Raw genomic sequence first — 15,283 nt, 5'->3', positions numbered from 1 at the left:
ATTATTCGGCTACAATTTCCTCCGCAGAAACCTGCAGGCAATAATTACAACGATGGCGTACCGCCGAATATGCCACACCTTTATAATTACCGGGGGATGGGTCTTCCCAATCTTCCCTGATAATATAAAGACCGGGCATGGTGGGTTTAAAAATGGCCTCACCTTGTTCATTGGTTAACAGTTCCTTTTCCCAATTTTCGGGATTAAAAACCCTTAAAGGCGTTTTAGGTTCAACAACACGGCCATCTTTAAAGGCTTTAACAGCCATCAGCCCATTTTTACCCGTAGCGATGATATCCAACAGCTGAGCCGGGTTTGAAATCATTTTCCCGGTACCCACCCGGTAAGCAGCACATAAATAATCAACAGGCCTGATATTTTTACCTCCGGTTTTTGAGCGGTCAACAACCGGGTGGGAATCATTTATACCCAATATGCGGTAAATACCGGTATGGGCCGGGATAAAAGTTGCCTCCCAGCAATCTGCCTTCCTGATCATGGGCAATGCCGTTTTGTTTCCTCGTTCGTCCTGAATAGATATTTCAAAATCTCCGGCACGGGTAAGTTCAATACCTGTGTCGCGATGACGGATGCTAAACTCATCTATATTGCCGTAACAGACTTCGATATGCACGGCCTCGTTCAATTTTCCTGAACCTTTAACCTCCATCCAGTAAGCACTCGCATTACCGGCGAAGGGCATAAATATAAAAAGCAGGATAGCCCTGAATACAGCTAATTTCATGGCGCCAAATTAACAATTATAAACGGCCATAGCAGCAACCATTAACGTTACATACACCTTGAAAGGATTAGCATTATAAATTTCGAAGAATTCTTGAAAGAAGGCGCCCGGATAAAATAAGCTGCCGGAAGAGGGATAATAAACAATGTGCTATCCCTGGCTAACACATTGTTTTTTAACTAAAACTGTATTTTACAATGAAAATACCCATTAAAGAACTATCGGGAATATCGTTACAGACAGCACCAACGCTACCTGGTATATTTTAAATTACAACTTAAATCTTTCAGTAAAATGTTTACAAACCATTCAAACGGACATAGCCGTTAACATCTCTATATTTTCAATAAGACGATTTTGATCGGGTTATCGTTGCAGGATGGGATATATTTTTTCAACACTGATAAGATTGAGGTCAATGCAAAACTAAACAATTCGTTAACAAAAAGATTAAAAATTGATTAGAAAAGTGTTTTTTGCCTATTAACTAAGGTAAAATTAAAGTTACTTGCCAGTTTTTGTCTCCATAAATGGTATTTCTCCTTCCATTTTAACGATTGAGTGTCATTTAATCCTGTTATAGTTTTTAGCTATCAGCTTATAGAATTAATTGATTGTGATTGTTGAAGTTAACATCATAATTTTATAAAACTTAATACCCAACCAGGGTTTAAGCAGCCTATTCAATATATAACTCATAATTATGGAAAACGGATCAAATGACATTAGTAAATGCCCGTTTCACAACGGCACAATGAAGCACAATGTTGGCGGCGGCGGTACACGTAACCACAATTGGTGGCCTAACCAGTTAAAGCTGAATATCCTGCGTCAGCATTCTTCACTATCAAACCCCATGGATGAAGGTTTTAATTACGCCGATGCCTTTAAAAGCCTCGACCTTGAAGCTGTAAAAAAAGACCTTCATGCACTCATGACCGATTCGCAGGATTGGTGGCCGGCAGATTTTGGCCACTACGGCGGCTTGTTTATCCGCATGGCCTGGCATAGCGCAGGCACCTACCGTGTAGGTGATGGCCGTGGGGGTGCCGGAGCAGGCTTACAACGCTTTGCACCGCTTAACAGCTGGCCGGATAATGTGAGCCTTGATAAGGCCCGCAGGCTGCTTTGGCCCATTAAACAAAAGTATGGCCGCAAAATTTCATGGGCCGATCTGATGATCCTTGCCGGCAACATAGCGCTTGAATCAATGGGGTTTAAAACTTTTGGTTTTGCAGGGGGACGTGAAGATGCCTGGGAAGCAGATGAATCTGTATACTGGGGTTCGGAAACTACCTGGCTTGGCGGCGATGTTCGCTATGCCCATGGTTCGCCAGGCGTACAGGAAGGTCATGGCGTGTTGGTATCAGACGATGATGCCGATGGAGATATTCACTCACGCAATCTCGAAAAACCGCTTGCCGCAGTGCAAATGGGCCTGATTTACGTAAACCCTGAAGGGCCGGACGGCAACCCTGACCCGGTTATGGCAGCTAAAGATATCCGCGATACATTTGGCCGCATGGCCATGAATGATGAAGAAACTGTTGCTTTAATAGCAGGAGGCCATACCTTTGGCAAAACCCACGGTGCGGCATCTGCAGATAATGTAGGTAAAGAGCCCGAAGCATCTGACATTGGAGCACAGGGCTTTGGCTGGCATAATGGCTACGGCTCGGGTAAAGGCGCTGATACCATAACCAGCGGCCTTGAAGTAATCTGGACCACAACGCCAACCAAGTGGAGCAATAACTTTTTTGAAAACCTGTTTGGCTTTGAATGGGAGTTAACAAAAAGCCCTGCCGGCGCCCACCAATGGGTAGCAAAAAATGCCGAGGCCATCATCCCCGATGCTTATGATGCGTCGAAAAAGCATTTACCAACCATGCTCACTACCGATCTTTCTTTAAGGTTTGATCCAGCATATGAAAAGGTGTCAAGACGTTTCCTGGAGAACCCGGATCAGTTTGCTGACGCTTTTGCACGCGCATGGTTTAAATTAACACATCGCGATATGGGGCCAAGGGTACGTTACCTTGGTGCCGACGTGCCAAAAGAGGTATTGCTTTGGCAAGATCCTATCCCAGCTGCTGATTACGCTCCAATAGTTGAAAGCGACGTTGCTGCTTTAAAAGGAAAGATATTATCATCTGGCTTAAGCGTATCCGAGTTGGTTTCAACAACATGGGCTTCTGCCTCTACGTTCCGCGGTACAGATAAACGCGGTGGTATAAACGGCGGCCGCATTCGCCTGGCCCCGCAAAGATACTGGCAGGCAAACAACCCTACTCAGTTACAAAAGGTATTGAACGTGCTCGAAGGCATCCAAAAAGATTTCAACGGAGCTCAAACCGGTGGTAAAAAGGTGTCACTGGCCGATTTGATAGCACTGGCAGGAACTGCGGCTGTTGAAAAAGCCGCTAAGGATGGCGGTCATGATATCACTGTTCCGTTCACTCCGGGCCGTACAGATGCTTCACAGGAAGAAACCGATGTAGAATCATTCGGTTACCTTGAACCGGCAGCAGACGGCTTCCGCAATTATCGTAAAACTAAACATGCTGCTTCTACAGAAGAATTACTGATTGATAAAGCACATTTACTTAGCCTGACAGCACCTGAGTTAACGGTGTTATTGGGAGGCCTGCGTGTATTGAACATTAATTTTGACGGCTCGAAGCATGGTGTATTCACCTCGCGCGAAGGGGTACTTAGCAACGATTTCTTTGTAAACCTGCTTGATATGGGTACTGCATGGAAAGCCACATCTGCCGACAGGGAACTTTACGAAGGCAGCGACCGTGCTACCGGCGCAGTAAAATGGACAGCAACCCGCGCCGACCTTGTACTGGGTTCCAATGCCGAACTAAGAGCGATTGCCGAAGTTTACGGCAGCACCGACGGACAAGACAAATTTGTTAAAGATTTTGTAGCCGCCTGGACCAAAGTAATCAACCTCGACAGGTTTGATCTGGCTTAATATCAAAACCGGCGCTACAAACAAACACTGCGTTGGTAAAAAATGGGTGTCATGCTGAGCCTGTCGAAGCATGGTGGGTAGGGCCTCTGCGCGCGTCCTTCGACAAGCTCAGGATGACAGTCCCTCTACACCTAATATCATTTATAAATACAACTGTTGGGCTATTATTTTACATGTAATACATGTAAAATAATAGCTACAGTTTTTAATTAGCAATCCGGGTAAATGTAAATAGCGCCCCCGCTCCCCCGGTTTGTTTTTAAGTTAAGAGATAGCTTTTAGCGTTGTGCTTTCTGCTTTAGCCTCCTATATCAGTTCCATATAGCTATAGTCAACATTGGTTGTAATTGGTGAAAAGCGCCTCATCATTTCTTCGGCCTTGTTTACCATATTTTTTGAGCCGATGAAGATGCCTGTACGCTGATGAAGTTCTGTAACTTCCAGGTCCAAAATACGTTCGTATCCGTTACTGGCTTTGCCTCCGGCCTGTTCAATGATAAACGCCATGGGGTTACACTCATAAATTAAACGCAGTTTCCCTTTTGGATCGCTTGCGTTGGCCGGGTAAATAAAGATTCCGCCTTTTATCATATTCCGGTGTAAGTCAGCCACCATCGACCCGATGTATCTTGCTTTAAATGGCCTGTTTGTTGCTACATCCTCAACCTGGCAGTATTTGATATACTTTTTCACGCCATCGGGAAAATGAGCATAATAGCCTTCATTGATAGAATAAATAACCCCATCATCAGGAATCCGCATTTTGGGGTGCGAGAGGCAAAACTCGCCCAGCGAAGGATCTAAAGTGAAACCGTTTACCCCTTTCCCGGTAGTATAAACCAGCATGGTTGATGATCCATAAATTACATACCCGGCTGCCACCTGCTCCGACCCTCTTTGCAAAACATCTTTAATTGATGCTCGTCCATCTGTCGTTTTTCTGCGGTAAATGGAGAAAATGGAGCCCACACTTACATTTACATCGATGTTTGAGGAACCATCCAAAGGGTCTATCGCTACAATATATTTGGCATTTTTTGAAATCTCACTGTCGATGTCAATATATTCGTCACTTTCTTCTGATACCACCACACAACATTCGCCGCCCTGTTGTAAAGCCAGGATAAACTGCTCATTGGCATAAACATCCAGTTTTTTCTGGTTTTCGCCCTGTATATTTATGAATCCGTTATCAAGGGCCAAATCAGCCAGGCCAGCCCGGTTAACCTCCCTGTTAACAACTTTTGCCGCAATGCCTATATCTCTCAGTAACCTGGATAGCTCGCCTTTGGCATATGGAAATTCTGCTTGTTTTTCAATGATAAATTGGCCTAAAGTTTTTACCGCTTTCATATAAATAAAGTTTTAATAGTAGTACCGCTACCCGGATTGAGTAGCGGCTTTAGCATTAGTTAATAAATTCTTCGTGTCAGGCAGATAGGCACAACCGTTTCGCCTCTTCAATTTCATCCTCTATCTTCTTGATAGCTATTACTGTTTTAAAAAACGAATCGGGCGTAACGGATATGCTGTCAATCCCCTCTTCTACCAGGAACTGGGCAAAATCAGAGTAATCAGAAGGCCCTTGCCCGCAAATGCCCACTTTTATGCCTTTTTTCTTTGCTGTTTTTATCAGCGATGAGATCATAAACTTAACCGCGTCGTTGCGCTCGTTATACAAACCGGCCACTAAGGATGAATCGCGGTCGAGCCCCAATACAAGCTGGGTAAGGTCATTGGAACCTATTGAAAAACCGTCTACGTAATCGGCAAACTGTTCGGCCAAAATCACATTGGATGGTACTTCGGCCATCAGGTATACCTCAAGCCCGTTTTCTCCACGCTTTAGGCCGTATTCCTTCATGGTTTCGTACACCAATAAAAGTTCGTTCACCGTGCGGCAAAACGGGATCATTACCACCACATTATCCAGGCCCATCATTTCGCGCACCTTTAAAATGGCTTTACATTCCATCCCAAAAGCTTCCTTATATACCTTTGAATAATACCTGGATGCCCCCCTCCAGCCAATCATCGGATTTTCTTCGTTCGGCTCAAAATATTTACCGCCGGGCATATTGTAATATTCATTGGTTTTAAAATCCGAGAAACGTACAATTACTTTATTCGGATAAAATGCGGCGGCTATCTTTGCTATCCCGTAGGATAGCTTTTCGATAAAAAAGGCTTCTTCACTATCATAACCCAGCATAGCTTCCTCAATATGAGCTGTTAATGGAGCATCATTCAGGTTCTTATGCTCAAGCAGGGCCAAAGGGTGAATTTTTATGTAGTTATTAATGATAAACTCCTCTCTTGCCAGGCCCACGCCCTTTCCGGGATAATGTGCATAACTAAATGCTATTTCGGGCGATCCGATATTCATCATTAGCGGGGTTTCAATTTCAGGAAGATCATTCAAATCATGCTCCCGCTTAGTAAATGCCACTATGCCGCTATATACAATTCCGGCATCTCCTTCTGCACACGAGGCGGTTATTTCATCGCCGGTTTTCAGAATGGTAGTGGCACATTCGCAGCCAACTATTGCCGGAACGCCTAACTCGCGGGCAACAATGGCGGCATGACAGGTCCGGCCACCTTTATTGGTGATGATAGCCGATGCTTTTTTCATTACCGGTTCCCAATCCGGGTCGGTCATATCGGTAACCATAATATCGCCGGGTAAAAAGTTTATTTCGTGGATATTTTGTTTTCCGATACCGGAGAGGTTATGCACTTTACCTGTCGCTATTTTATCGCCAACAGCAATACCTTTCAGCAAGATCCTGCCTGCTCTGTCGGGATCATTGATACGAAATTCGGTAAGCAGGTTTACTTGTTTGCGGGAGTGGATAGTTTCTGGCCTTGCCTGTACTATAAATAATCTGCCGCTGACGCCATCTACAGCCCATTCAATATCCATTGGGCACCATTTGCCTTTCAATTTGGTGTAATAGGATTCAATAATGATTACCCAGTTGCTCAACTGAATAACCTGATCATCCGACAGGCAAAACCTTGAGCTTTCATCAACCGGGGTATCAATGATTTTTACAGCCGCATCCCCTGGATTTCCGTAAATCATTTTTTTGTGCTTTTTGCCCAGTTTTTTTTCAAGGATGGGCCTGAAACCGCTTTTAAGCAAAGGCTTGTAAACAATAAATTCGTCGGGATTAACAGATCCCTGTACCACCATTTCGCCTAAGCCGTATGATCCGTTAATGATTACGGCATCTTTAAAACCACTTTCAGTATCTAACGAAAACGCAACTCCGGAAACGCCTTTGTCTGAGCGCACCATTTTTTGAACACAAACAGAAAGCCCGACATTAAAATGATCATAGTTAAATGATTGCCGGTAGCTGATTGCCCTGTCGGTAAATAATGAGGCGAAGCAATTTTTTATCGCTGTTAATACGTTTTCTTCTCCTCTTATGTTCAAGTAAGTGTCCTGCTGCCCCGCAAATGAGGCATCGGGCAGGTCCTCTGCAGTGGCCGATGACCGAACTGCAACATCGGCAAAATGATCTTTATACTGAATTGATAGTTCTTTATAAGCTTCGGCAATTTCATTTTCCATAGTGGCGGAAAAGCGGCCATTTTGGATAAGCGTTCTGATTTTACTGCCGCAGGATAACAGAACCTCCAGATCGGTAACATCTTTATCTTCAATAATGTCCCTGATCTGCCTATCAAGCTGATTGTCTGCAATGAACTGGTAATAAGCTTTACTTGTTATGATAAACCCGTCAGGAATATCAATTCCAAATTGAGAGATGTTCTGCATCATTTCTCCAAGTGATGCATTCTTGCCCCCTACTAACTCAATGTCACTTATTGAAGCGTCAATAAGTTTCATAGTAAATTTCTTTTCCTTCATGGCTATTATTTTATAAAAACGAAGTTAGCCGCTTAACAAACCGCTCAATGCCTAAATATTCACAACAAGTAATACTATATTCATAACATATTATCTATTTTTATTTTTTTATATCACTATAGTATAAAAATGAAAGATTTCTTCGAGCAGGTCTTAAAAGTCGACAATTCAGCTTTTACAATAGCCGAAGCAAAAACTTACCATGCCATTAATAATTTCCACAATCATCCCGAGCTGGAACTTATTTATATTATAAGCGGTGAAGGAACTTTTTCGATAGGAAACACTTCAAAAAGGGTTTCGGGGGATACCATGATCATCATAGGCTGCAACGTACCCCATATGTTCAAGTTTGAAACCAACCGCTACTATGACTACTCCATGAAAAGCGGTAAAATACCTAAACCGCTGCAGCTGCTTACCCTTCATTTTGATCCTAATAAATTGGGAAATACGTTCATGACGCTACCAGAAAACAGCCTGTTAAACAACCTTTTAAATAGTGCCAAAAATGGACTACTGATCAATGAAAATTCTAAAGCTGTTGCGGTTGACTTTATCCGCCAGATAGAAAATTCGGCCAGACATGAGCAGCTTCCGTTACTGCTGCAACTGCTAAATAAAATTGCTGAGGCTGAACAGATCTCAAACCTGATCGATCAAACTGAAAAAAAGATCTTCAACAGAATAGATGAAGTAAGGTTAACTAAGATCTACCTGTATACCATGGACAATTTTTATAAAGACATTAAGCTTAAAGACATAGCGAACATCATACACATGGTGCCGAAAGCATTTTGCCACTATTTTAAATTGCGTACCGGCCAAACCTACTTTGATTTTTTGTTGACGGTAAGAATAGAAAACTCATGCAAACTGATCAGGGAAACCAATGAAAATATAAATTCAATCAGCCGCGATTCGGGGTTTAATAACCTTTCAAATTTTAACAGGTATTTTAAGTTGGCTACCGGCAATACCCCAATGGAGTACCGGCGGAAATTCAGGGAGTTTTAAGATCATTAAAACCATATAAAAAACAAATGCAGGCTTTTTAGGGCCTGCATTTGTTAAATAAATAATAGTAATAAATTAATAACCCGGATTTTGTACCAGTTTAGGGTTCAACTGCATTTCCGGTCTTGGGATCGGGAAAATACGTTTATTAGGATCGGCATCTGTTTTTATACCCCACTTTTTCTCAAACTGACCAAAACGGATCAGGTCATTACGACGCCACATTTCCATAGAGAACTCGCGGCCACGTTCGTCTAATATATCAGACAGCGTTACAGCAGTTAAAGGCGAAGCTTTTGCACGTGCCCTAACCTGGTTAACCAATGATAAAGGCGAATCGCCATTGGTTGCTGATGCACCGCGTAAAATAGCTTCTGCTTTTTCGAGCAAAATGTCGGCATACCTGAACATAGGCACGTCATTACCCTGATTACGGTCTGTATTAAGGCTATCCGGATAAAACTTGTTATTCCTGTAACCTTCTTCGTTGGCAAGCTCATCGTTACCGATATCAAATGTTGCCGGGTTTTTCCACACAATATCAGGTGTAAACTCTAACTGGTGTACTACCGTAGCATTTGGGTTTGGCCCTGAATAACTTGCATCCAGCCCGATGTTTGTTGTGGTAATATTTATCGGCGTACCGTCATTATTGTACTGTTTACCAACTAAAAATTGCTTTTTACGGATATCATTAGCATCGTTAAACAAAGCGTAATATTCTTTGTAAGTGTACACAGGCCCATCAGGTGTGTATGGCATTTTATACTTATCCTTCAAATTAGGGTTCAATGTCCAGCGGGCGTAATATTGCCCCTGTGCCTGCACACCATCATAAGGTATGGCAAAAATAAAATCCTTAATACCCGGGCCGTTATTAGGCTTAAACATGCCTAAATAATCTGCATCTAAACCATATTGGGCGCTTTTTATAACATTATCGCACATGGTAACTGCATCCTGGTACCTTGATGTACCAATGTAATATTGCGCGTTCAGGTACATTTTTGCAAGTATGGCATAAGCTAAACCTTTGGTTGGCCTGCCGTAAGTAGTTACCCCTGCGGTACCGCTCAAATCTGGAATTTGCGCAAGTAATTCACTCTCAATAAATGCAAATACAGTAGCCCTTGACTGGGTGCCCAGATTGGTGGTATCGCCAAAAGTTTTGCTGATAGGCACGTTACCAAACAGGTCCATCAGGTAAAAGTATGACAGGGCGCGCATGGTTTTAATTTCGGCAATGGTTTGTTTTTTTGAATCGCTTTCGGGTGTAGGTGCTAATAAAGACAGCACCTGGTTACACAAGCTGATAGTTCCGTACCCTCCAGACCAGCAAGTTTCGGTCATACTGTTATCAGGCGTAACAGTGTGCAGGTTTACGGTTGAATAAGTGCCTCCATCAAGCCAGTTGCCGCCACGCGCAACAAGTACGCATTCATCGGTGCTTAAGTTTTGCAGCAACCAGTATTGCCTGCCCGGTGCCCCGCGAAACGAGGTATAGATAGGCCCTGTAGCAGCGACGTATTGCGCCGGTGTGGTTGGGAAGTTAGCAGTTGTAAGCGCCGATTTTGGAGTAATATCCAACTTTGTACAACCCGAAAGGTAAATTGCTCCTATAAACATGGCAATTAGGCCAGGTTTTATATATCTTTTTAAATTATTCATGTCAGTTAGGTTAAAATTTATTATAAATCAACTTGTACACCGGCAAGGAAAGTCCTTGTTTTTGGATAGAAATTATTGCTGTCTACCCCGATAAAGTTGCCGCTTGCCTGGTTATCGATGTTCAGGTTCAATTCAGGGTCGACACCTTTGTATTTGGTGATGATAAATAAATTGGTACCGGTAACATACAACCGGATGCCATGTACATAATTACCCGGAACATTTATTTTATAAGCCAGCGTTGCATTACTTAACCTGATAAATGCACCGCTTTCAAGGTAACGTGTTGAATATAAATTAGCATTAACATCGGTACCCGGCTCGCTTAATGTTAAAGCAGGAACGCCATGCGCCGAAGCCTGGGTAGGCTGGTTAAAGCTTGCCAGTGATGCATTCATGATCTTATTACCGCCCTGGCCTCTGAAAAAGAAATTAAGGCTAAAGTTTTTGTAGCTAAAATCGTTGCCGAAACCGAATGTATAGGTTGGCTGTGCATTGCCTGCATAAGTTTGATCAGAACTTTGAGGTGTTGTTGTTGGCTGACCATTGGCACCCATGAAGGTAGATACGCCATTAGTACGGCCCAGGTACTTCAAAGTATAAAACTCGCCCAGCGGATAACCGGCTTCAATGATTGATACTTTGATACCGCTTTGTCCGGGGCCTTCAGGATCACCTGCATAGATCTTTGAAAGATTTGGCGCCAGTGCAGTGATCTTATTTTTATTAAATGAGATATTGCCGTAGCTGCTCCAGGTGAAATCCTTTGTTTTTATTGGCGTTCCGTTCAGCGCTATCTCCACCCCTTTATTGGTCATGCTACCAACGTTTTCAACCGTTGTACCAACAAAGTTGTTGATAAGCGATACAGGCACGGTGGTGATCATATCGGTTGTTTTTTTATTGTAGATATCAACCGAACCGCCCAAACGTCCTTTAAATAACGAGAAATCAACACCGCCGTTCAGCGTGGCTGTACTTTCCCATTTCAAATTAGGGTTAGGGTTTTGGGTTACACCAACTGCACCGATATAAGCACCGTTGTAATAAAAGCTACCGGTAGTACCATAAATTGTTAAAGGTGTATATGGCGAGAAGCCCAACGAGTTACCTGTTTTACCATAACCAACACGCAGTTTCAAATCATCAAACAGGGTTTGAGATTTCATAAAGCCTTCGTCGATAACACGCCATGCAGCCGAAGCAGCCGGGAAATAACCCCAGCGCTTATTAGGGCCAAAGGCGTTTGAACCATCGCGGCGTAAAGATGCCTGTAAAAGGTATTTACCCTCATAGCTGTAATTAAGGCGCGAGTAAAAAGATATCAACCGTAAGGTTTCAACATTAACACTTCCATAATCAACGCGGTAACCTGCAGCAGGCGTGCCCAGGGCCAGGTTATTGGAGCCGGTAGCATCTGAAATAAAGCCCTGATTGGTTGACTGGAAACCGTTACCTGTTGTGGTTTGATCTATCGAATAACCAAACAATGCTTTAAAATCGTGTTTATCGCCCCATTTATGAGCATAAGTTAAATAGTTTTCAAATAACTTTTTGTTATCCTCATAAGTTGAACGGATAGCTTTGCCCCCAAGGCCCGGCGCAAGTTCTGAAGCCGAGTTGTAATAGGTATTATTATCTGTATTTGTTTCCTGGTAAGCTAAATTAAAGTTGTAAAGCAGGCCTGCTGGCAAGATCAACTCACCGCGTACATTACCCAGTAATAAATTAATTTTTTGTTTGTAGCTATCATTGGTGATAAGCCCTACCGGGTTATAGCCCAGTTTTAATGTAGGATCGTTGTAAAAAGTACCATCGGCATTGTAAATAGTGCGGGTAGGCAAATATTGAACTATCGACTTAAACAAGCCCGGGCTTTGTCCGTTTGCTGTTGATAGCGGAATATCGTTTACCAAAAGGTTAGAATTGGTTACCGAATTGCTCAACGAAAAGTCCAGTTTCAGTTTATCATTCAGCGCTTTTTGAGTGATGTTAAGCCTGCCTATAACACGCTTCATATCACTACTTTTAACAATACCCTGATTTTCGAGGTAGTTTATGCTTCCGTTATAAGTAGTTTTATCGGTACCTCCTCCGAAAGAAAGGTTATGATTTTGCGAGAACCCGGTACCGCGTTCAACGGCTTTTTGCCAGTCGGTATTACCACCGTTATCATTTGCGGGGGTAAAACTTTGTCCGTTAGCTTTCACATAAGCCCTCAGCTGATCGGCAGATGCTACTTTAAACTGGTTAGATATTTTTTCGAATGAACCGTATCCGTTATAGGTCATCCTTAACTGGCCTGCTTTTGCCTTTTTGGTGGTAACGATGATTACACCATTGGTAGCCCTGGTTCCGTAAATTGCTGCTGCCGAAGCATCTTTCAATACATCTATCGAAGCAATATCTGAGGGTGCCAGCAAGTTAAAGTCGGCGCCGGGTACACCGTCAATTACATAAAAAGGCACAGATGCTGCACCAGCCCTTATTGAAGATGGGCCGCGCAACGTTACCGAAGCTTTGCCGTTAGGGTTACCATCGTTGGTGATATTTAAACCGGCAACTTTACCTTCCAATAAATCGGCAGGGGTTGCAACAACACCGGCATTAAATTGCTCGGCCTTAACTGTGGCAACAGCACTTGTCAACTCCTTTTTGGTGGTAGTACCGTAACCAATTACCACAACGGTAGATAGTGAATTAGCCGAAGGTTGCAAAACAACCTTTATTGACGTTTGCTTACCTACAACTATTTTTTGGGTTTCAAAGCCGATATAAGAAAAAACCAGTACAGCTTTTTCATTAGCAACCTGAACCCTGAACTTACCATCAATATCGGTTACAGCACCTGTTGAAAGGCCCTCTATTTTAACAGAAACACCTATTAAAGGCAGCCCCTTATCATCAACAACAGATCCAGTAACAATAATGGCCGGGATTTCCACTTTTTTCTCTACCGGTGGCTTAGGGGCCGGCTTAACCAGTAAACTCCCCTCAACTTCGGTATAAGTAAATTGGTTATCTAATAAAACTTTTTTCAAAACCGCCTGCAGCTTTTCGTTATGGGCTGTAAGGGTCACCTTAACATCAGATTCGATGTTGTTTCCGGTGTACATGATCCGTACGCCGGTATTTGCCGAGATCCGCTCCAGCGCATCAGAAAGGGGCGTGTTTTTCAACTTAAGGGTAACTGGCTTTTCCAGTACGCTTTGTCCGTATGAATTATCAGCCATGGCAATGGTTGACAGGGAACAGACTACTAATAAAATGATCGCATTAATTTTCATAACAAATGTTATGGCTCGAAAGACTCTTTCGGGTATGTTTATTTTCATATTTTTGCTATATTAAAGTGTTATAGGTCAAGCTGGAACGTGCTGTGGTTGTGAGAGGCCTTGTGCATGGTCCATTAAAAAATCTTTACATTTTATTCCTCCAAAACTGGCCCGGCCATTTTGGAGGATCATTTCTCTTTTTCCTGGGTTTAACTCATAGCAATTCCATTTTTAGGTTGTCAAACAATTTATTTGCACTTGTATAATTGGTATATCGGGCACATTAATTACAGCCTTTGCCCTTTAACGTATAGGCGTTGCCGTCTTTTTTAAAATGGGCATTTATAAGGGCTTCAGTCAGCTTCAACACTTTTTCTAATGGCATATTGTTAAAGTCGGCGTATAATGTGCAGTTCAGTAAATTCTTATCAGCCTTGATCTCTACGTTATATTTTCGCTGAACATCAGCCAAAACATCAAACAACGGCGTATTATGGAATTGCAGCTTACCCTGCTGCCAGCTGATCACCGATGAAGCATCAACAATTTTTTCGGTAAGCAGTGTTTGGCTGGTTTTGTTATACACCATTTGCATATTTGACGTAAGCAATACAGCCGGATGTTTTGAGGTTGTTGGCGCAACTCCAATTTTTCCGCTTACCACCGTAATTTTAACCGATTTATCTTCGGTATAAGCTTTAACATTAAAGCTGGTACCTAAAACGGTAGTTTTAATTTTACCCGAATGAATGATAAACGGCTTACTGCTATCATGAGCTACTTTAAAGAAAGCCTCGCCTGTAAGTGTAACCTCCCTCGTTTTCTCTTTAAACTTGTCCGGATACTTTAAACTGCTGCCTGCATTGAGGCAAATACTTGTACCATCGGGTAACGTGATCAATTTAATTTCGCCATTTAGCGCTACCGTTTCCTGGTAATGAACCGGGTTTAACCAGTTGTCCAATTGCTTTCTGAATATATATCCAGCACTAAAAATGGCTGTTACAGATGCGGCTACAGCTATTTTCACCAGTAACCGCCAAATTGGGAATACCTTACGTGCAGGCGGAGGCTTTATTATGCGCTGATGGATATTGTTAAGTATTTGATCCGATTCCTGCTGGCTCAGAGATAACTTTTTTTCCAGCGCATCTTTACTGAAACCTTCAAGCGCAACAAGGTATAATTCCGAAACATCACCCTTCAGGTATTCAGCAAGCCAGCGCCTGTCTTCAGGAGTTAAGTTCTCAGTATTATAAAGCCTTTCTAAGCGTTTGACTATGGTTTCCACAAGCTGTTTTTATATAAATACGCCGGGAGCCTTAAAACGGGGGGATGGATTTGTGATTTTTTAAAGAAAATTTATAAAATATGTCATTGCGAGGAGCGGCGTAGGGATCAGCCTGGACGCGACGCGGCAATCGCATACTATACAGAGCGGCTGTGTCTTCGTGCGATTGCCGCGCTACGCTTATATATAATGACGCAATTGTAAATTATTGATTATTAGACATCTTCTTTTGATCGATTTTATAACATGGGCGTTGCCTGCGGCCGGGCTGTACACTCATACTGCACCGGCCTTAGCCCCAGGCTGGTATCCGCTCCCATCCCTAACGCAACCCAGCACGCTATATCTAAATATATTTTGCATGTCATCATGGTTCTTTCCGGGGTTCCCCTGGCTGTTGCCCGCAGTCTCATGTTACCCTATC

General features: G+C 42.9%; 8 protein-coding genes. 2 read left to right on the top strand and 6 right to left on the bottom strand.

From position 1 onward, the window contains the following. Position 1: 1 nt before the first annotated feature. Complete coding sequence (locus BMX50_RS17905) at positions 2 to 745, bottom strand: hypothetical protein (protein ID WP_091211924.1); 744 nt, start codon at positions 743 to 745, stop codon at positions 2 to 4. A 703-nt stretch (positions 746 to 1,448) separates the two neighbouring features. Between BMX50_RS17905 and katG the strand changes: the two genes are divergently transcribed. Further along, entirely contained in the window at positions 1,449 to 3,725 is a 2,277-nt protein-coding gene (gene katG, locus BMX50_RS17900; RefSeq protein WP_091211923.1) for a catalase/peroxidase HPI, read from the top strand. Between the two features lie 306 nt (positions 3,726 to 4,031). Here katG and fbp read toward each other — a convergent pair whose 3' ends face one another. After that, on the bottom strand, positions 4,032 to 5,078 hold the full coding sequence (fbp, locus tag BMX50_RS17895) for a class 1 fructose-bisphosphatase (protein WP_091211922.1): 1,047 nt from the start codon (positions 5,076 to 5,078) through the stop codon (positions 4,032 to 4,034). 76 nt (positions 5,079 to 5,154) lie between these two features. Further along, the gene (ppsA, locus tag BMX50_RS17890; RefSeq protein ID WP_091211921.1) at positions 5,155 to 7,608 is read right to left on the bottom strand and encodes a phosphoenolpyruvate synthase; all 2,454 of its coding nucleotides are present in this window, start codon (positions 7,606 to 7,608) and stop codon (positions 5,155 to 5,157) included. Positions 7,609 to 7,737: 129 nt separating this feature from the next. On the opposite strand from ppsA, the gene BMX50_RS17885 reads away from it, so the two are divergent. Further along, positions 7,738 to 8,625: an AraC family transcriptional regulator gene (locus BMX50_RS17885; protein WP_091211920.1), complete on the top strand. Its 888-nt coding sequence runs from the start codon at positions 7,738 to 7,740 to the stop codon at positions 8,623 to 8,625. A gap of 75 nt (positions 8,626 to 8,700) precedes the next feature. On the opposite strand, the gene BMX50_RS17880 is transcribed toward BMX50_RS17885, so the two are convergent. The 3 genes from BMX50_RS17880 to BMX50_RS17870 all read right to left on the bottom strand — a co-directional run bounded on the left by BMX50_RS17880 (position 8,701) and on the right by BMX50_RS17870 (position 14,859). Next, positions 8,701 to 10,293, bottom strand: a complete 1,593-nt coding sequence (locus BMX50_RS17880; protein WP_091211919.1) for a RagB/SusD family nutrient uptake outer membrane protein — start codon at positions 10,291 to 10,293, stop codon at positions 8,701 to 8,703. Positions 10,294 to 10,313: 20 nt separating this feature from the next. Then, positions 10,314 to 13,526 carry a SusC/RagA family TonB-linked outer membrane protein gene (locus BMX50_RS17875; protein ID WP_167667992.1) on the bottom strand — a complete coding sequence of 1,071 codons (3,213 nt, stop codon included), beginning with the start codon at positions 13,524 to 13,526 and terminating at the stop codon, positions 10,314 to 10,316. A 325-nt stretch (positions 13,527 to 13,851) separates the two neighbouring features. Further along, the gene (locus BMX50_RS17870; protein ID WP_091211917.1) at positions 13,852 to 14,859 is read right to left on the bottom strand and encodes a FecR family protein; all 1,008 of its coding nucleotides are present in this window, start codon (positions 14,857 to 14,859) and stop codon (positions 13,852 to 13,854) included. Positions 14,860 to 15,283: the final 424 nt, after the last annotated feature.

Origin of the sequence: Mucilaginibacter gossypiicola, from assembly GCF_900110105.1 — a bacterium.
GTDB classification, from domain to species: Bacteria; Bacteroidota; Bacteroidia; order Sphingobacteriales; family Sphingobacteriaceae; genus Mucilaginibacter; species Mucilaginibacter gossypiicola.
This window is presented reverse-complemented; position numbering and strand designations above follow the sequence as displayed.